Below are 18041 nucleotides of genomic sequence, written 5' to 3' on the forward strand. Positions count from 1 at the left end.
TCGGCGGGGCGGCGGCAACTGCGTGGATTAGGCCTTCCACTGCCAGGCTGCGGCATCCCACGACGCGGTGCGGGTGTTGGCGTTGGGCTCGAAGCCGTCCAACCCCTTCTTGCGCCCGAGGACGATTGTGTACGCGAACAGCGGCAGGAAGGGCAGATCATGGCGCACCACTTCCTGCACGCGATTATAGATCCCGCGTCGTTCTTCCGGATCGAAGCTGCGAGCGCCCTTTTCGAGCAGGGCATCGACCTCAGGGTTGGAATATTGCCCGGTGTTCGAACCGTGTCCGCCTTGAGCGGCGATTGCCTTCGTATGGAGCCGGTTTGTGGCGTCGGGGTCCGCGGCAATCAGATAGGTGACGCCCACCATGGCGGTGTCGAATTGCGACTTCAGCCAGAACTCGCCCCACATAACTGCAGCCGGCAAATTCGAGATCGTCATCTCGACGCCGATCTCGGCAAACGTCTGCTGCAGGAACTGCTGCGTCTGCTCGCGGAGGTTGTTGCCGGAAGTTGTCGAGTTGGAGAAGGACAGTCGCACCCCATCCTTGGCGCGGATTCCATCCGGCCCCGGCGCCCAGCCGGCCTCATCAAGGATTTGGCGCGCCCGGTCCAGATTGAACTCCTGAACCGGCAGGTTCGGGTCGTAGTAGTAGGACTCCTTCGGCATGAAGGTCTCGGTGAGAGTGCCCACGCCGTAATAGATCGTGTCGACGATCGCTTTCCTATCCAAGGCGGCGTAGAGCGCCTGGCGCACTGCCAACTCCTTGAACTGCGGGCGGCCCAAATTGAGGTAGATCGACTCCAGGGATGACCCGGTCTCAAGTGTCACCACGCGGTCTGCTAGTTCGCGGGCTTCAGTATAATGGTCGGCGGTGATGTACGACTGATCGACCAGGTCCACGTCGCCGCTCTTGAATTGCGTGTAGAGCACCGTCATGTCGGGGATGTATTTGAAGATGAGCTGCTCGACATTCGGGCCTTCGCCCGCGTACTCAGGATTGGCGACGAGCTCGATGTGATCACCTGCGACGCGCTGGCTCCATTTGAATGCGCCGGTGCCGACCGGCGCCTGGTTGAAGGCGGCTGTATTCGGATCGGCCTCTTTCTCCAGAATGTGCTTGGGCACGATGAACGTTTCGGCCAAGAACGAAAGATAGGGCGCAAAAGCCTCCTTCATCCGCCATGTGATCTCGGTGGGCGAAACCACTGTGATGTCCTGCACGAGCGAATGGCCGCTCGTGCGCCAAGCGCGAAACTTCGGGTTCGTGATGAGTTCAAGGGTGAATTTCACGTCCTCGGCCGTGAAGGGCTCACCATCGTGCCAGCGGGCATTGTCACGCAACCGGATGCGCCAGTTGAGACCGTCCTCCGAAATGCCGCCGTTCTTTTGGCTTGGCACCTCGGCTGCGAGGTTTGGATGTAGACCACCTTGGGGATCCATGCGGACCAGCGCGTCGAAAACCGAGAAATGGACCGCGTCATCGACTTCGATATGCGCCATCAGCGGATTGAACACGGTCGGCTCTTGGGAGAGGCCGACGATGACGCGACCGGCCGGGCCTGCAGGAGGGGTCTTGGCGAAGGCGGGCTTGCCCAACAGATTGGGCGCGATGAGGCCTGCAGCCCCACCTATCGCCATCAGTCGCAGCGCTTCGCGCCTCGAGTAGTTGGACGTAGTCGATGAATTTTTCGTCATGGTAGTTCCTCTCTTGTTATTTCTTATGCGTTTGCTGCTACTGGACGGGCATTGCCCGGCCGCTCTCCTGGAATTGCCGCTACCAGTTGGCGCGTGTAGGCTGCTTGCGGGTTCAGGAATATTTGCGAGGGCGGTCCGCGCTCGACGATCCGGCCCTTCTGCATCACCGCGATTTCGTCGCAGATCTGGCTGGCGACGCGCAGGTCGTGCGTGATGAAGACCATCGACACGCCCGTCTCGCGCTGGATCTGGTCCAGAAGCTGCAGGATCTGCGCCTGGATCGACACGTCGAGTGCGGAGACCGCCTCGTCGGCAATCAACAGCTTCGGCTTGAACATCAGCGCACGAGCGATGCCGATGCGCTGGCGTTGCCCACCCGAGAACTCGTGCGGGTAGCGGCCAAAAGCGCCGGCATCGAGACCGACATGTGCCAGAAGCGCACGCGCTTCATCGCGCGCTTGGACATAAGGCATCCCGTGCGCCATCGGGCCCACCGTCATGATGTGACCGACCGTCGAGCGTGGGTTCAGAGAAGCGAAGGGATCCTGGAAGATCATCTGGATCCGCGGTCGAAGCGGGCGGAACTTCGCTTCGGAAAGCTTGGCTATGTCACAGCCCTCGAACAAGATCCCGCCGCCGTCATTGTCCAGCAGCTTGATCAGCAGCCGGCCCAGCGACGATTTCCCCGAACCGCTCTCGCCTACGACCCCAAGCGTGCGGCCGGGCGCCAGTTCGAACGAAACCTCGTTGACCGCTGTCACAACTCGTTGCGCGCCGAACAGCGCGCTGCCGCCGCGATAGGTCTTCACCAGACCCTCAACCTTCAGGATCGGCTCCTTGCTGGCAGCCTCCGGACGAGGGCGATCTTCGCCGGTCAAATGCGGTACGGCTGCAATCAGGCGCTGGGTATAAGGGTGCTTGGGCGACTTCAGCACCTGTTCGGCGCTGCCCTGTTCGACGACATTGCCCTTTTCCATCACCACGACGCTGTCGGCGATCTCGGCCACCACGCCGAAATCGTGGGTGATGAACATAACGCTCATGCCCTTGCGCTGCTGAATGTCACGGATCAGTTGCAGGATCTGAGCCTGGGTGGTGACGTCGAGCGCGGTGGTTGGCTCATCCGCAATCAGCACCGTCGGCTCGAGCGCCAGGGCCATGGCGATCATGACGCGCTGCCGCTGCCCGCCCGAAAGCCGGAAAGGGTACTGGTGATACATGAGTTCGGGATCTGGCAGGCCTACTTCAGTGAGCAACTCGATAGCGCGGTTTCGACAGGTTTGTGGCGTGCCGAAGCCATGCGCGGCCATGACCTCGTCAATCTGCGCGCCCACCGTCATCAGGGGATTGAGCGCCGAGAGCGGGTCCTGAAAGATCATCGACACGACCCGTCCACGCAGGTTGCGCAGCTTGTCGGGCGACATGCCGATGATGTTCATCCCCTCCAGCTGGATTATTCCCGATGAGAGGCGGATCACCTTGGGCAGTAGCCCCATGATCGCGTTCGCCGTGACCGACTTACCCGATCCGGACTCGCCTATGATGCAGAGTATCTGGCCGCGTTTCAGATCGAAGGAAATGTCCTTGACAGCATGGGTCCGTTCCATGCCTTGCGGCAAATTCACCGTGAGGTCGCGCACCGAAAGCGCCACATCGTGGGGGGCTACAGCCTGGATGCTTGCGACCATCGAGATCACCTCCCCTTTCAACCGAGCGCGTCCACCCTGTTGCGGACCGCTTCATCGCCCTTTGAGCAGAAGCGCCTCACCGTAGCGGCCGCAGTCTGGCCTTCTCGGCGCTTCGCGCGCTGAGTCTGCGAGAGACGGGTTCTGCTCATCCTGGCGGTTCCCTTATGAAATCCGGTCCGTGTACCGGACTCTGTTCCCTTTTTTCTTGGAGAACTCTCCGAAGGGGCAAGCCCTGCCTGTCGGATGTCCTCTGGAGCCTGCCTACCATAAGGAAGGGTTGCTCCGTTCTTCCCGCCAGTTTGACTGTTCTGTTTCCGCAGAGTCTTCGAAACTTGGCCCTCGCGCGGCAGGAACTTCTGAAAAGAACATCCAGTTCGGCATTTCACTCTGTTCCCGTTTCGGCGCGGAAACCGGGATCAGGCAACCATATCCTTCATCCGGCAATACGCGCCCAAGAGGGATAGGACCAAGGCTTTCCGGTGTACATCGGCACATGTGCAGGTCATGCCGCCGAGCGGATTGGTGACCGTGCGGCCCATCACAATGTCGGCCAAGGCGCTGCCGATCAAGGTCGACAACTGCGCCGTGTGCCGCCCATACCGCAGATGACGCGACTGCATGAAGTGTACTCCTGCTTGGCTCGCAGCGAGCTTTTCGCACAATAATTGCCTGTCCTGGAGGCTGCTAAACGCAGGAAATTCCGTCCAGGCACAAACTCCGCAGCCTGCATTTGCGGGCGGCAGGTTAGGATGCTTCAAATTACCGGAGTCCCATCCATGCCCGCGCCGCTCATGCACATCGACTGCAGCCCTTCCCTCCCTCGCGAGGCGGAAGTCGTCGTCATCGGCGGCGGCGTGGTGGGCGTGTTCAGCGCATATTATCTGGCGCGCCGCGGCCTCAAGGTCGCCCTGGTCGAGAAGGGGCGTATCGCCGCCGAGCAGTCCAGCCGAAACTGGGGCTGGTGCCGCCAGCAGAACCGCGATGCGCGCGAGTTGCCAATGGCAACCAAGAGCCTCGATCTCTGGGAGAAGGTGGCACAGGAGACTGGTGAGGATACTGGATTTCGCCGCTGCGGGCTCCTCTATCTCTCACAAGACGAAAATGAGCTGGCAGGCTGGGCGAAGTGGCGCGATTTTGCGAGAACGGTCGGGATCACCACGCACATGCTGAGCGCGGAAGAAGCCACCGAACGGGGCAAAGCGACGGGCCGCAAATGGAAAGGTGGCGTGTTCTCGCCAACTGACGGAACGGCGGATCCTTCCAAGGCAGTGCCGGTTGCGGCGCGCGGCATCATGGCGGCGGGCGGCACCGTACATCAGCATTGCGCGGCGCGCGGGCTGGAATTGAGCGCCGGCCGGGTGAGCGCTGTGGTGACCGAAGCGGGCACCATCCATACAAAGACTGTTGTCATGGCCGGGGGCGCGTGGGCTTCTTCCTTCTGCAACCAGCTCGGTGTTCGTTTCCCGCAAGCTGCCGTGCGTTCGTCCATTCTGGCCGTGGCACCCGGCGCAAACAGCCTGACGGATGCCCTGCATACCACGCGCGTCTCTCTGACGCGGCGCAGCAACGGTGGATACGCGCTGGCGATCAGCGGGCGGGCGCGTGTCGATCCAACGCCGCAGCAGTTCAGGTTCAGCCGCGAGTTTGTACCTATGTTCGCCCGCCGCTGGCGCAATATCGCCCCGGGCGCCTTAGAGGGCTGGCGTCAAGGCCATGAAAGCCTGCGCAAATGGGCCCTCGACGAGATCACGCCAATGGAACGGAACCGCATTCTCGACCCGAAGCCCGACATGGGACAGATTCGGCTGACATATCGAAGAGCCTGCGAATTGATCCCCGAACTCCAACGCGTCGCGATCTCCGATGTGTGGGCGGGTTATATCGACAGTACACCCGATGGCATTCCCGCAGTCGGCGAAGTGGAGGGGATTCCGGGCTTCATCCTGGCGGCGGGATTCAGCGGTCACGGCTTCGGGATCGGCCCAGGCGCGGGGCATATGATCACCGACATCATTACAGGCAGCGAGCCTATCGTCGATCCGCGTCCTTATAGGCCCGAGCGCCTGAAGACTGCTGCGTGGGGCAAGGTCGCTGAATTCTGAGAAGACCGTCTTGCCAACATACAATCGATCGCACACGAGATTGAGGTCACCAGGCGGCCAGCACCAAAAAACAGGGAAGTGACGATGCGCGAATATGAGATTGCCGCCATTCCGGCCGACGGGATCGGCCCAGAGGTGATTGCCGCAGGTCTCCAGGCGCTTGAGGCGCTGCAGCAGCGCTGCGGCGACTTCAAGCTGCGCCTCCAGCACTTCGACTGGGGCTCAGACTATTACAAGGTCCATGGTCGGATGATGCCCGAAGATGGGGTGGCGCAACTGAAGCGCTTCGACGCCATCTTCTTTGGCGCGGTGGGCGCCCCCGATCTGCCTGACGACATCACGCTCTGGGGCCTCCGGCTGCCGATCTGCCAAGGCTTTGATCAGTACGCCAACGTGCGGCCGACCAGGATATTGCCCGGGATTGTTTCGCCGCTGGCGGGCGTTGGCCCTGGCGATCTGGATTGGGTGATCGTACGGGAGAATTCCGAGGGCGAGTATTCGGGCCACGGCGGCCGCGCCCATCGCGGACTCCCCGAGGAAGTCGGAACCGAGGTCGCGATCTTCACGCGCGTCGGCGTCACCCGCATCATGCGATATGCATTCCGGCTGGCGCAGTCACGGCCGCGAAAGCTCCTGACAGTTGTTACGAAATCCAACGCGCAGCGCCACGGCATGGTAATGTGGGACGAAATCGCAGCCGAGGTGGCGCAGGAATTCCCGGACGTCGCGTGGGACAAGATGCTAGTCGATGCTATGACAGTGCGTATGACGTTGAAACCTCGGAGCCTCGATACGATCGTCGCCACCAATCTTCACGCCGACATATTGTCGGACCTTGCAGGCGCGCTCGCGGGCAGTCTCGGCGTTGCACCGACCGCCAACATTGATCCCGAGCGGCGCTATCCCTCGATGTTCGAGCCAATTCACGGCTCGGCATTCGACATCGCCGGCAAAGGTATTGCCAACCCGGTCGCCACCTTCTGGACCGCTGCCCAGATGCTCGAACATCTGGGCGAGAGCGCAGCGGCGGTGCGGTTGATGAGCGCTGTGGAAGCGGTGACGAGTGAAGGCGTGCTGACGCCGGACGTAGGAGGGACAGCGACCACGCAGGAGGTGACGGACGCCGTCTGTCGGGCGATCCGCGGTTCGAACCTGTGACAGGTTTCCAATGAAGCTCGACAGGATCGACATCAAGATCTTATCCCAACTGCAAAAGAACGGGCGGGTCACGAATGTCGAGCTTGCCGACCTGGTCAACCTTTCGCCGAGCCCTTGCCTGATGCGGGTGAAGAAGCTTCAGGCGGAAGGCTTCATCACCGGCTATTCCGCCCAGATCGATGTGTCCAAGCTCGGACAGACTCTAACGATCTTCACCGAAGTCACGCTCAAGCACCATCAACAGAACGACTTCGCGAGATTTCTCACCGCTATTCAGAAAGTCGATTCTGTCATCGAATGCCATCTGGTTTCAGGCGGCTACGACTATCTTGTGAAGTTTGTCACAGCGGGCATCAGCGAGTACCAGACAATCATGGAGCGGATGATCGAATTGGATATCGGAATCGACAAATATTTCAGCTTCGTCGTGCTGAAGTCACCGATCGTGAAATCCCATTTGCCTCTCGACATCATTTTCGACAAATGAAGCTGCTCCGCAGTCTTGGACCTGGAGAGCCGCGCGCCAGCATTCCCTCTTGCTGTTTTCGCTGCGCTTGTGCAACGGCATGCGATTCCACATACCGGCAAATGCTTGGCACTTGGCAGACGGCGGCATCACCTGAGGATTTGTTTCGGGGCCGCTAAAGCGCGTCGCGTTCGACCGGCCTCATGCGACGCGCTTTAGGTTCTTGTTTTGATGCATGTCGTTATCGCAAAACCGCTGCACACTTTTTCGCGACATGCATTAGGCGTCTACCGCATTGACCGAGGTCGCTTCGGCGATGCCAATGATCATCCCTGCATCGCTGACCGCACGTCCTTGTCTTCGAGCGTTTGATCCAGCGTCATTCGGGTACGTTCGAGGATTCCATCAATATCGTCCTCGGTGCAGCAGAGCGGCGGCGCAAAGCCGAGGATGCCGCTGTTGAAGGCGCGGATGACAAGGCCGTTCGCCCACGCGCGCTCGAAGATGCGGCGCCCCGGATCGGCCGCCGCCGGCAGCGGCGTTTTGCGCTCCTTGTCGGTGACCAACTCGATTGCTGCCAGCATACCGCGACCGCGGATGTCGCCAACCAGCGGGTGGTCGGCGAGCGAGCGAAGGCCTTGCATCAGGCGCTTCCCGGCCTTGCGCCCATTCTCGAGCAAGCCATCTTCATAGAGACGCAGGCATTCGAGCCCAACTGCCGCGCTCACGGGATGGGCCGAATAAGTATAGCCATGGCCGACGGCCGCTTTGCCGGCTCCGTCCGCGATCGTATTGTACACGTGGTCCGACATGAAGACGGCGCCCATCGGCACGTAGCCCGAGGTCAGTCCCTTCGCTGTGGTTATGAAATCCGGCACGACGTCGTCTTCCTCACACGCGAAGAGCGGGCCGGTACGGCCAAAGGCAGTGATAACTTCGTCGGCAACGAACAGAATGTCGTGTTCCTTGCACACGGCGTGCAGAGCCTTCAGCCAACCTGTCGGTGGAACGAGGACACCGCCCGAACCCTGGATGGGTTCGGCGTAGAAAGCTGCAACCCGGCCGGCGCCGAGTTCCGCGATTTTGGCCCGCAGGGCCGCGACCGATGCATCGATGATCGACTGCGGGTCAGAACCGACCGGATTGCGATAGGCGTAGTGCGAGGGAATCTTGTGCTGCCAGTCGTATGGCACACCGAAACCAGCATGGAAAGCCGCGATCGCTGTCAGACCTGACCCTGCCGTCGAGGATCCATGGTAGCCATACTCAACCGAGATGAACTGGTCTTTTTGCGGCGTACCCTTGGCATGGTAGTAATAGCGAATAAAGCGGATCGTACTGTCGACTGCGTCGGAGCCGCCAAGCGTGAAATAGACATGGTTCAAATCGCCGGGCGCCAGTTCGGCAAGCCTGGCGGCAAGGCGAATGGCAGGCTCGGATCCCAGCCCGAAATATCCCGTCGCATAGGGAAGCTCTCTTAGCTGCTTTGCGGCTGCTTCAACGACGCTTTCCTGGCCGTATCCGATGTTGACACACCATAGACCGGCGAATCCGTCCAGCAGGGTTTTCCCGCTTGCATCGGTCACGGTTGCGCCTTTGGCGGATTTGAGCACCCGCACGCCCGTGTCCTCGTGGCCCCGATAGCATGAAAACGGGTGAACCAGATGTGCGCGATCGAGTTCGATCAGTGAGTTTGCCAGCATTTCTTCCTCCGATTCAGCGCAGTGCCTGACTTACGAGAGCATTAAGTCCGGTGTGGTGTGGTTTCGTCCTTCAGCTCGTTTTCCAGCGTGATCTGCTGCGCGGTCATGGTTCATTCCGGGCCTGAATTCTCTAGGCCCAAGATAGGCTGCTGCGGACAGCAGTTCTTCCCGACCAGAACCTGAGCGATAGGCGTTTTGACTTTGCTTTGCCGCCGGCGCCGCATTTTATGCCGACGCACGGCTGAAGGATCGCGCTCCCGCCGAAGCCCGAAACGAACTCAGGCGCAACTCTCTGCCAAAGCTCTCACCCAATACAAAACAATCTGCTTCAGGGCGCATCGAATGCGGCGACTAGCCTTCTCCGGTCCTCATTATGATCCTTGCTGTAAAAGGCACGCAGTGCCGACAGGATCGGAAGGATCGACGCCCATGACCCAGTTCAGACCGAAATACATCACCTTCGACTGCTATGGCACGCTGACCAACTTCGACATGGCCGGCGCGGCGAGACGCATATACGGCGCGCAGCTCTCCCCAGCTGGGATGGCGCAGTTCATCAAGGATTTCTCGGCCTGTCGCCTCGATGAGGTCCTTGGCGCCTGGAAGCCCTATGTCGAGGTCGTGCACAGTGCCGTGGAACGGACCTGCAAGCGCAACGGCGTCGCATTCCGGCCCGAGGATGCCCAGCGCATCTATGCGGAAGTGCCGACATGGGGTCCGCACCCGGATGTCCCGGTGGGCCTGGCCAAGGTGGCCAAGGAGATTCCGCTGGTGATCCTGTCGAACTCCATGAAGAGCCTGATCATGTCGAACGTGGAGAAACTCGGCGCGCCCTTTCACATGGTCATCACGGCCGAAGAGACGGGCGCCTACAAGCCGCAGATGAAGGGCTTCGAATATATGTTCGACAAACTAGGCTGCGGCCCGGAGGACATTACGCACGTGTCGTCCTCATTTCGCTACGATCTCATGACCGCCTATGATCTCGGTATCAAGAGCAAGGTCTGGGTGAACCGCGGCCACGAGCCTGCGAACCCCTTCTACGAATATACCGAAATCAAGGATATCGGCGGTCTGGCCGGCGCCGTCGGACTGGAGCCCGTTCGGGAATTCGCCTGAACGTCTGTTTGCTGGCGCAGTCACACCAGACTGAGGCGCTCCCAAAACGTTAATGCTCACTGGTCGCAATAGAGAAAGGGGCGGTTTTCACCGCCCCTTTCTTGTGGTTCCAACGCTTTAGGGCTGCAAGTGTTTCCACCTGCGTGCAAGATAACTAGTTAAGCCCGCCAACATGAAGCGCCTTGACCTCGAGATATTCCTCGATGCCGAGCTGCGATCCTTCGCGCCCCACTCCCGACTGCTTGACACCGCCGAAAGGCGCAACCTCGGTCGAGATCATGCCTGTGTTGAGCCCGACCATACCGAACTCCAGCGCCTCGGCAACACGCCATGAGCGCTTGAGGTTGTCGGTGTAGAAGTAGGCGGCAAGGCCGAACGGCGTACCGTTCGCAATGGCGATGGCCTCTTCCTCCGTCTCGAAGCGAAAAAGCGGCGCCACCGGACCGAACGTCTCTTCCGATGCCAGGAGCATCCCCGTAGTAGCTTCTCCCAGCACGACGGGCCGTGCATATTGCTTACCCTCCGGCATCGTCTCGCTTTGGGCGATGATCTGCGCACCTTTCGCCCGTGCATCCGCGATGTGACGCTCGATCTTGTCGATCGCGGCCGCGTTGATCATCGGGCCGATCTCAGTGCCCTCGTCGGTCCCTGCGCCAACCTTCATCCGCGTGACGCGCTGGCTCAGCTTTTCGGCGAAAGCATCGTAAACGCCTTCCTGCACGAGAATCCGGTTCGCGCAGACGCAGGTTTGACCGCCATTGCGGAACTTGGATGCGATCACCCCTTCAACTGCCTTATCCAGATCGGCGTCGTCAAAGACGATAAAGGGTGCGTTGCCGCCAAGCTCCAGGCTCAGCCGCTTGATGCTATCGGCCGCGCCACGCATGAGTAGCGCACCGACGCGGGTCGAACCGGTGAACGAGATCTTGCGCACCGTCTCGTTGGCCATCAGTTCGTTGCCGATTTCGATGGGCATGCCGGTTACAATATTGATCACGCCGGCAGGGATACCTGCCCGTTCCGCCAGAACGCCGAGCGCCAGCGCCGAGAATGGCGTAAATTCCGACGGCTTGATGACAACCGTACAACCTGCGGCCAGCGCCGGTGCCACTTTGCGTGCGATCATCGCGTTGGGAAAATTCCACGGCGTGATGATGGCGCAGACGCCGACAGGTTCTTTCAGCACCAGAATGCGGCGATCGGCCGTGGGTGACGGAATGGTCGAGCCACCGATCCGGCGCGCCTCCTCCGCAAACCATTTCACAAAAGATGCGCCGTAGCGGATTTCATCCACCGCCTCGGCAAGCGGCTTGCCCTGTTCCAGCGTAAGCAGGAGCGCGAGATCCTGTTCGTGCTGACGAATGAGGTCGTGCCAGCGCTCCAGAAGTCCTGCACGCTCGGCATGGGTCTTCTTCTTCCAGCTTTTGAAGGCCTCAGCCGCGGCGCCGATTGCGGCTCTCGTCTCGTTCTCCCCCATTGCGGGAACGGTGCCGAGAACACTTTGGCTGGCAGGGTCAATGACATCGACCACGCCCTTCGTTTCGCCATCCCGCCAGACACCGCCAATCAGCGCCTGCTGGCGGAAAAGGTCGGAATCGTTGAACATGCCAATCTTCGTCATCGCATTCATGGTCTTTCCTCTGCTTTTTCAGATCAATCCTGCCAGCACGGCCTGCGTGATTGTTTCAGTCCTGTCCTTGCCTGCGATCGTGCCAATCCCTCGCGCGGTTGCGGACTCGATTGCCGACATCACTTCGGCCGCAGTCTGCCCCTCACCCAGATGCTCGAGCATCATCGCACCGGACCAGATCGCGGCGATCGGATTGGCGACACCGAGATGCGCGATGTCGGGCGCCGAACCATGGACCGGCTCGAACATGGAAGGCGCGCTGCGATCGGGATTGATATTGGCGGAGGCGGCGTAACCCAGCCCGCCCTGAATGGCCGCTCCAATATCCGTGAGGATGTCGCCGAAAAGGTTCGATGCGACGATTACGTCGAGGCTTTCCGGCGCCAGGACCATACGGGCGGCAATGGCGTCGATGTGGTAGTGCGAGACCTCCACATCGGCATAGTCTTTCGCCACCTCGCGCGTGACCTCATCCCAGAAAACCATGGAGTGTTTTTGCGCGTTGGATTTGGTGACAGATGCGAGCTTCCTGCGACGCGCCCGCGCCTGTTCGAAACCGAAACGGATGATCCGTTCGACACCCGTACGCGTGAAAATCGCGGTCTCTACCGCGACCTCATCGGCCGTGCCGGAATGAACGCGCCCACCGGCGCCGGAATATTCGCCTTCCGTATTCTCGCGGATGCACAGGATATCGAAACCATCGGAGCGGAGGGGCCCCTGAACGCCCGGCAACAGCCGGTGCGGTCGTATGTTGGCGTACTGCGTGAACCCTTTCCGGATCGGCAGGAGCAGTCCGTGAAGCGATACTGAGTCGGGCACTTCCGCGGACCAGCCCACAGCGCCGAGATAGATCGCATCGAATTTTCGAAGTGTCTCGATGCCGTCTGACGGCATCATTGCACCCGTCTCCAGGTAGTAGGCGCACGACCACGGGAATCTTGTGTCATCAAGGGCGAAACCGCCCTGCTTAGCCGCCGCCTGCAGCACCTGCCATGCCGCCTGCGTCACGTCCTTGCCGATGCCGTCGCCGGGGATCAGCGCTATCTTGTAGGTCTTCATTGATGGAGGTCCTCATTCGCACTGGCGTCACCGGAACAGTAGTCGACCGCCCGCCGCATTTTCCGTCGAGGTTGAGCTCTCCGACGGCGTCGAATCGCGTCAGGCGGAACCTGGAAAGCCGATTGTTCTGGAACCGCCGCGCGCTATTCGGCCGGACCTTGAGCACTGAACTCAGTCATAAACGCAGACGTAGATTTTGCGCACGGTCTCGATAGTGCGCCAGACGCCGACGAAACCAGGCTTCATCACGAAACTGTCGCCGGCGCGGTAGGTCTTGGTCTCACCCCCCTTCTCCTCGATTTCGACGAGACCCGAAACGATGTGGCAGAACTCGTAGATCGTGCCCTTGATCGAATGCGTCTCGCCGGGCGTCGCCTCCCAGACACCGGTGAGCACCTTTTCTCCCTTCGAGGCATCCTGCGCCCAGGTCTTGAAGGATGGATTACCGGAAATGAGCCGCTCCGGAGCCGGTAGTGCCTCCTTCGGCGCGAAGTCTGGAACTGTGTCGATCGTGATCAGAAGTGACATTTGATGTTTCCTGGTTAGTAGCCGAGTGTCCGATCGACGAGGCCGATCAGTTCTTCTCCGGCGCGGTGGCGCCGGATGTTGTCAACGACGGATTGTGCCGCCGTATGCGGTTGCGTCACCGAGGCGATGTGCGGCGTTATCATCACCTTCGGATGCGACCACAGCGGATGGTCTTCCGGGAGCGGTTCTGGATCGGTGACATCAAGCATCGCCGCAAATACGTGACCGGTGTCGAGCGCGTTGATCAGCGCGGCCTGGTCCAGTTGCGGACCCCTGCCGACATGCAGCAGCTGCGCCCCGACGGGCAGTAAGTCGAAGAACTCTGCATCGAGCATGCCGTGCGTTTGTTCCGTGAGCGGAAGCAGGCAGACGAGAATATCCGTTTGCTTCAAAAAGCCCGCGAGTTGGTCCGTGCCGTGAAAACAGGCGACGTCCTCTATCCGCTTTTCGCTGCGGCCCCACCCGGCAAGCGGAAACTGGAAGGGCTTCAAGCGCTCGATAGCCGCCTGGGCCAGCATGCCAAGGCCGAGGAAGCCAACCCGGCGTTCGGCCGCCTGTCGAGCGGCAATCGGTTGCCAGAGGCATCTTTTCTGCTGCTCGAGATAGGCGGGCATCTCGCGGTGGAGAGTCAACACGCCGAGCGCGACGTATTCCTGCATCATGCGTATGATGCCGTCCTCGACCATGCGCACAAGCTTCACATGGCTTGGCACCACGTCCGGCTTGAACTGGTCGACGCCCGCGCCGATGCAAAACAGCACTTCCAGATTGCGGTAGCGCGAGATCTCGTCCGGCACCGTCCAGGTGATGAGATAGCGCACCTTCTCCGGCTCCATCTCGTCCCCGGAATGGACGAATTCCAGATCTGGGAGCTGGCGCGCAAAGATCTCGCGGAAGACCGCAGCACGCGCCGCATCGGAATTGAAAAGAAACGCCATGGTGACCGCCCTTCCTTCAGGCCGCAAGACGCGCGCCGAGCCCCTCGATCATCTTCCGGCAAGCGGCGAGTTCACCAATCTCGATATATTCGTCGGGACGATGGGCACGGTCGATGTCGCCGGGTCCGCAAACGACCGCATCGATGCCGGCCTGCTGATAAAGTCCGGCCTCCGTGCCGTAACTCACAGCTGTCAGCGGCTCCTGCCCCGTCAGCTCCGTCAGAACGGCCGCTAGCTCGCTCCCGTTGCCGGGCGCAAGGGCGGGATAGGTGCTCAACTCATGCCACGCCACATCGAAGCCGCTGTCTCGCAGAGCGAAAAGCCGGGCCTTGACCGGCTCAAGCAGGGAGGCTGGAGAAACGCCGGGCACGGCGCGCGCCTCGATATCGGCTGTGCAGTGGCCAGCGATGATGTTGACCGCCTGTCCACCGGCGATGACGCCCACCTGCAAGGAAGAATACGGGGGCTCGAAATTTTGATCGAGCGGCCCGTCGGCGAGGGATTGGCCGTAGGCCACGGCGTGCGCGATGACGCCGGCCATGGCGTGCACGGCGTTGAGTCCGAGATCGGGGCGTGAGGAATGGCCGGATCGCCCGATCACCTCGAGCCGCGCGGCAGCCTTCCCCTTGTGCGCGCGCACGGGCTGCATCCGGCTCGGCTCGCCGACAATCGCGCCAAGCGGCCTCTCGCATAAGCTCGGCAACGCGGCTAGGAGATGCGGCACACCACGGCACCCAGCCTCTTCGTCATATGAGAATGCGAGATGAACTGGCTGCCGCAGGTTCATCGCCGCAAGTCCTGGGAGCGCCGCCAATGCGCAGGCGAGGAAGCCCTTCATGTCGGAGGTGCCGCGGCCGTAAAGCCTGCCGCCCTCGCGGCGCAGAACGAAGGGGTCCGAGCTCCATTCCGGCTCGCTGGCCGGGACGACATCCATATGCCCGGATATGATGTAGCCCCGACCCTGGCGCGGGCCGATCGTGAGGAAAAGGTTGGACCGGTCACCCTCGGGGCCGGGGAGGACCGTCACCTCGGCTCGGGCCGCCTGACAGTAGTCGCGGATCCAATCGACGATCGCGCCGTTTGGCGTGCCCACAACAGAGGGAAATGCAACCAGGGTCGCGAGGATTTCTTCCACGTTCATGGCGGTCCGCTCTGCTTGCACACTATCACCGGGTGCAACCAGCCTATCCGCAGGCAGCAGTGTTCCCTGCCAAATTGCGTCGTGCTTTGGCCGAAGATTGCGAAAAAGCACCTCGAACCAGCGAAACCTGCTGGCTTTCCCGTATAATGCTGCGGCAAAAGAGGTATGTCGCGACATGGCGATCGATGACAGGATCAACACCGCGTGCCTTGCGCATTCGTTGAAGGAGCGGATCGATTGAGATGCAGAGATCAGTACGCCTGAAATCCTTCGAACTGGTCGCGCGGGACATTGATGATGTCGACGTCAAGCTGCTGCACGCGCTGTCGATCTCAGTCCGCTGGCCTCACCGGCCGAAGGATTGGGACTTTCTGCGCCGTGCCGGACGCGGCATTGTTGCCGTTGATGGTATTGGACGCGTTTTCGGGAGCGCGATGTGGTTTCCCCACGGGGACGACTTTGCCACCATTGGCCTGGTGATCACAACGCCACGCACACAAGCGCAAGGAGGTGGCCGATGGCTCATGGACCTAGTCCTTGAGCAGTGCGGCGATCGCAATTTGGCGCTCAACGCGACCCATGCTGCCTACCCCCTCTACGTTTCACTCGGCTTCACGACCGAGGCGATCGTATATCAGCGCCAGGGGGAGGTCCCACAAACACTCCCGGCTATGCCGGCCTTGAACGGTGAATTGCAGGCGCTGTCGAGCGACAGGCTTAAGGACATCACGCCGCTGGATGCGCGCGCGTTAGGGATAAACCGCGAGAGGCTGCTCGCGTTGCTCGCAGTGGATGCCTCAATCTGCACTTTGAGCCGCGGCGGCGAAATCGTCGGCTATTCCATGTGTCGCGAGTTCGGTCGTGGTCACGTGATCGGCCCCATGGTCGCGCGAAACGATCTCGACGCGGTCCATCTTACAGCCCTGCATCTGAAGGAACTGGCAGGACGATTCGCCCGCGTCGACACCCGCGAGAAGGATGGCGTGTTTGCCGCGTTTCTCCAGCAGAGCGGCCTCGGCATTGCCGAGACCGTTACGACCATGTCCAAAGGGCGCCGCTTCCTGAACCGGCAAGACAATGGGCCTTGGGTCTATGGATTGGCCGGCCACGCCTTGAGCTGAATGCAAGCATACTGTCGCCTTCAACCAGCCGTCAGAGAATCAATGAGCCCGGGCTGATCTGGAAGTGTGGACCGAGACGCCCGATCGAGATGTCGCGGGCGGGTCTATTTGTTCGACAGCGTCGAGCACGCGCAAGCGTATACCGAGAAACATTCCGCGCACCTGAACTGTTTCGGTATCGCCGACATCGGCGTTCGCTCGTACGCTGTCAACGAACGGCTGTCGATGGCCACCCGTGGACGATGAGCCGATATTGATATGTAATAATTTGGTGGGCCCGGAGGATGTGCCGAAAGCGTTGATTTGTTGGGTTTTGGAGGCCAATCAGAAAGCTTCCCGTATTGTTCCGCACGATCCCGCAGCTGATTATGGTCAGCCGTCTTTGCTATGGATCAATGAATGCCCAGTTCATACCGGTAGGCTTGCGGGGATCAGCCGAACAGTTGCCTGGAAGAGAGAGAGAGAGAGAGAGAGAGAGAGAGAGTGTGTGGGGGGCACAGGCGAGGACGACTACCCATTGGCCAACGTCACTGACTGACAGGAAAACATAGCGGATGTCTGGTTCTTCTGTCGAATTGACAGTGCGGTGATCGAAAGCGGAACTTGGCAGGACACCAGCGTTAGCTTGCCTTGAAGCAGCCGTGGTTTAGTAGCCGACAGGAAGAGAGCTGGGGTTCTGGGAGGACAAGCATGGGTGAGGATCTATCCGGTCATCACGCCGACCGCGTTCAGGCCGCGATCGCTTCGGACGCGGCGGCGAAGTCCGCGCTGGTCGCTTCCTGGCGACGGTCTTCCAGTCTGCACCGGCTCGATCCGGCCGATTGCAGCCCCCCACGCTATCTGACAGAGGCGGAATTGGGAGAGGCCCGGCAACGCATCGGGCCGCTCGTCCGGGTTGCTCAATCAAGCCTGGACCGGCTCTATCTTGCGGTGGGCGGCGTTGGATGCTGCGTCCTGCTCGCCGATCGCGACGGCGTGCCGGTCGAACGGCGCGGCGCGCCTGTGGACGACGAGACGTTTCGTTCCTGGGGGTTATGGACAGGGTCCGTCTGGAACGAGGAGAGCGAGGGCACCAACGGTATCGGCACCTGTCTGGTGGAACAGCGCGTCCTGACGATCCACCGTGATCAGCATTTTCACACGCGCAACACCGGGCTGAGCTGCACCACGGCTCCGATTTATGATCACCGTGGAGACCTTGCGGCTGCCCTTGACGTGTCTTCCTGCCGGGCTGATCTGACCGAGGTCTTCTCCAAGCTTATTTCCATGGCCGTCGTCGACGCGGCGCGTCGGATCGAGGCCGAGAACTTCAAAATGGCATTCCCCAAGGCGCGCATTCTGCTGGCGCCGGTGCCCGACAAGGGTTCCGGCGCGTTGATCGCGGTTGATGCGGACGACCTTGTGGTCGGCGCGACCCGTTCGGCTCGCCTGGCGCTTGGAATTACGCAACAGTGTCTCGACAAGCCGATGCCTGCGGCCGATCTGCTCGGTTGGGCCGAGAGCCGCCCCGAAGTCCTCGCCGAGGCGGAGCGCGGCGTTCTGCAGCGGGCGCTGGCGCGGGCAGACGGAAATGTCTCGGCCGCGGCCCATGCGCTCGGCATCAGTCGCGCCACGCTTCACCGCAAACTCAACCGCCTGGACGTCCACAGGTCCCACTGACTTTTGAAACGTCGCGTGACTGTCGCAA

The 18041-nt window shown here is 60.9% G+C and carries 16 protein-coding genes; 7 read left to right on the top strand and 9 right to left on the bottom strand.

Features of this window, described 5'->3' with window-relative positions:
• Nucleotides 1-27: 27 nt before the first annotated feature.
• The 3 genes from NKI25_RS27185 to NKI25_RS27195 form a co-directional block, all read right to left on the bottom strand.
• Nucleotides 28-1698, bottom strand: coding sequence for a peptide ABC transporter substrate-binding protein (locus tag NKI25_RS27185; RefSeq protein WP_352956990.1), 1671 nt, complete (start codon nt 1696-1698; stop codon nt 28-30).
• A gap of 23 nt (nt 1699-1721) precedes the next feature.
• A complete protein-coding gene (locus tag NKI25_RS27190; RefSeq protein ID WP_352622922.1) occupies nt 1722-3386 on the bottom strand; it encodes an ABC transporter ATP-binding protein in 1665 nt (554 codons plus the stop codon).
• A gap of 416 nt (nt 3387-3802) precedes the next feature.
• Nucleotides 3803-4006 carry a hypothetical protein gene (locus NKI25_RS27195; protein WP_352622923.1) on the bottom strand — a complete coding sequence of 68 codons (204 nt, stop codon included), beginning with the start codon at nt 4004-4006 and terminating at the stop codon, nt 3803-3805.
• A 156-nt stretch (nt 4007-4162) separates the two neighbouring features.
• On the opposite strand from NKI25_RS27195, the gene NKI25_RS27200 reads away from it, so the two are divergent.
• The 3 genes from NKI25_RS27200 to NKI25_RS27210 all read left to right on the top strand — a co-directional run bounded on the left by NKI25_RS27200 (nt 4163) and on the right by NKI25_RS27210 (nt 7133).
• Complete coding sequence (locus tag NKI25_RS27200) at nt 4163-5488, top strand: NAD(P)/FAD-dependent oxidoreductase (protein ID WP_352786751.1); 1326 nt, start codon at nt 4163-4165, stop codon at nt 5486-5488.
• An 84-nt stretch (nt 5489-5572) separates the two neighbouring features.
• Nucleotides 5573-6646: a tartrate dehydrogenase gene (locus NKI25_RS27205; RefSeq protein ID WP_352593981.1), complete on the top strand. Its 1074-nt coding sequence runs from the start codon at nt 5573-5575 to the stop codon at nt 6644-6646.
• 10 nt (nt 6647-6656) lie between these two features.
• Nucleotides 6657-7133 carry an Lrp/AsnC family transcriptional regulator gene (locus NKI25_RS27210; protein WP_023678802.1) on the top strand — a complete coding sequence of 159 codons (477 nt, stop codon included), beginning with the start codon at nt 6657-6659 and terminating at the stop codon, nt 7131-7133.
• 305 nt (nt 7134-7438) lie between these two features.
• On the opposite strand, the gene NKI25_RS27215 is transcribed toward NKI25_RS27210, so the two are convergent.
• Entirely contained in the window at nt 7439-8815 is a 1377-nt protein-coding gene (locus NKI25_RS27215; RefSeq protein WP_352638017.1) for an aspartate aminotransferase family protein, read from the bottom strand.
• 429 nt (nt 8816-9244) lie between these two features.
• Here NKI25_RS27215 and NKI25_RS27220 point away from each other — a divergent pair, with 429 nt between their 5' ends.
• The gene (locus NKI25_RS27220; RefSeq protein WP_352593978.1) at nt 9245-9934 is read left to right on the top strand and encodes a haloacid dehalogenase type II; all 690 of its coding nucleotides are present in this window, start codon (nt 9245-9247) and stop codon (nt 9932-9934) included.
• 154 nt (nt 9935-10088) lie between these two features.
• On the opposite strand, the gene NKI25_RS27225 is transcribed toward NKI25_RS27220, so the two are convergent.
• The 5 genes from NKI25_RS27225 to argE form a co-directional block, all read right to left on the bottom strand.
• Nucleotides 10089-11564: an NAD-dependent succinate-semialdehyde dehydrogenase gene (locus tag NKI25_RS27225; protein ID WP_352593977.1), complete on the bottom strand. Its 1476-nt coding sequence runs from the start codon at nt 11562-11564 to the stop codon at nt 10089-10091.
• A gap of 18 nt (nt 11565-11582) precedes the next feature.
• The gene (locus NKI25_RS27230; RefSeq protein ID WP_352841782.1) at nt 11583-12626 is read right to left on the bottom strand and encodes a tartrate dehydrogenase; all 1044 of its coding nucleotides are present in this window, start codon (nt 12624-12626) and stop codon (nt 11583-11585) included.
• A gap of 171 nt (nt 12627-12797) precedes the next feature.
• Entirely contained in the window at nt 12798-13154 is a 357-nt protein-coding gene (locus NKI25_RS27235) for a cupin domain-containing protein (RefSeq protein ID WP_023678793.1), read from the bottom strand.
• 14 nt (nt 13155-13168) lie between these two features.
• Entirely contained in the window at nt 13169-14092 is a 924-nt protein-coding gene (locus NKI25_RS27240) for a 2-hydroxyacid dehydrogenase (protein WP_352999897.1), read from the bottom strand.
• A 16-nt stretch (nt 14093-14108) separates the two neighbouring features.
• Nucleotides 14109-15233: an acetylornithine deacetylase gene (gene argE, locus NKI25_RS27245; RefSeq protein WP_352706469.1), complete on the bottom strand. Its 1125-nt coding sequence runs from the start codon at nt 15231-15233 to the stop codon at nt 14109-14111.
• A gap of 242 nt (nt 15234-15475) precedes the next feature.
• On the opposite strand from argE, the gene NKI25_RS27250 reads away from it, so the two are divergent.
• The 3 genes from NKI25_RS27250 to NKI25_RS27260 all read left to right on the top strand — a co-directional run bounded on the left by NKI25_RS27250 (nt 15476) and on the right by NKI25_RS27260 (nt 18013).
• Nucleotides 15476-16354, top strand: a complete 879-nt coding sequence (locus NKI25_RS27250) for a GNAT family N-acetyltransferase (RefSeq protein WP_352999899.1) — start codon at nt 15476-15478, stop codon at nt 16352-16354.
• Nucleotides 16355-16420: 66 nt separating this feature from the next.
• Nucleotides 16421-16600, top strand: coding sequence for a YdhR family protein (locus NKI25_RS27255; RefSeq protein ID WP_352999901.1), 180 nt, complete (start codon nt 16421-16423; stop codon nt 16598-16600).
• 444 nt (nt 16601-17044) lie between these two features.
• Nucleotides 17045-18013 carry a helix-turn-helix domain-containing protein gene (locus NKI25_RS27260; protein ID WP_352786772.1) on the top strand — a complete coding sequence of 323 codons (969 nt, stop codon included), beginning with the start codon at nt 17045-17047 and terminating at the stop codon, nt 18011-18013.
• The last annotated feature ends 28 nt before the right edge of the window (nt 18014-18041 follow it).

Source organism: Mesorhizobium sp. M0808, assembly GCF_040320025.1.
In the GTDB taxonomy this organism is placed as follows: domain Bacteria; phylum Pseudomonadota; class Alphaproteobacteria; order Rhizobiales; family Rhizobiaceae; genus Mesorhizobium.

Bases quoted from the DNA above. Each gene is read 5' to 3' on its own strand.
- NKI25_RS27185 (WP_352956990.1), bottom strand. From the start codon at position 1,698: ATGACGAAAAATTCATCGACTACGTCCAACTACTCGAGGCGCGAAGCG.
- NKI25_RS27190 (WP_352622922.1), bottom strand. From the start codon at position 3,386: ATGGTCGCAAGCATCCAGGCTGTAGCCCCCCACGATGTGGCGCTTTCG.
- NKI25_RS27195 (WP_352622923.1), bottom strand. From the start codon at position 4,006: ATGCAGTCGCGTCATCTGCGGTATGGGCGGCACACGGCGCAGTTGTCG.
- NKI25_RS27200 (WP_352786751.1), top strand. From the start codon at position 4,163: ATGCCCGCGCCGCTCATGCACATCGACTGCAGCCCTTCCCTCCCTCGC.
- NKI25_RS27205 (WP_352593981.1), top strand. From the start codon at position 5,573: ATGCGCGAATATGAGATTGCCGCCATTCCGGCCGACGGGATCGGCCCA.
- NKI25_RS27210 (WP_023678802.1), top strand. From the start codon at position 6,657: ATGAAGCTCGACAGGATCGACATCAAGATCTTATCCCAACTGCAAAAG.
- NKI25_RS27215 (WP_352638017.1), bottom strand. From the start codon at position 8,815: ATGCTGGCAAACTCACTGATCGAACTCGATCGCGCACATCTGGTTCAC.
- NKI25_RS27220 (WP_352593978.1), top strand. From the start codon at position 9,245: ATGACCCAGTTCAGACCGAAATACATCACCTTCGACTGCTATGGCACG.
- NKI25_RS27225 (WP_352593977.1), bottom strand. From the start codon at position 11,564: ATGAATGCGATGACGAAGATTGGCATGTTCAACGATTCCGACCTTTTC.
- NKI25_RS27230 (WP_352841782.1), bottom strand. From the start codon at position 12,626: ATGAAGACCTACAAGATAGCGCTGATCCCCGGCGACGGCATCGGCAAG.
- NKI25_RS27235 (WP_023678793.1), bottom strand. From the start codon at position 13,154: ATGTCACTTCTGATCACGATCGACACAGTTCCAGACTTCGCGCCGAAG.
- NKI25_RS27240 (WP_352999897.1), bottom strand. From the start codon at position 14,092: ATGGCGTTTCTTTTCAATTCCGATGCGGCGCGTGCTGCGGTCTTCCGC.
- argE (WP_352706469.1), bottom strand. From the start codon at position 15,233: ATGAACGTGGAAGAAATCCTCGCGACCCTGGTTGCATTTCCCTCTGTT.
- NKI25_RS27250 (WP_352999899.1), top strand. From the start codon at position 15,476: ATGCAGAGATCAGTACGCCTGAAATCCTTCGAACTGGTCGCGCGGGAC.
- NKI25_RS27260 (WP_352786772.1), top strand. From the start codon at position 17,045: ATGGGTGAGGATCTATCCGGTCATCACGCCGACCGCGTTCAGGCCGCG.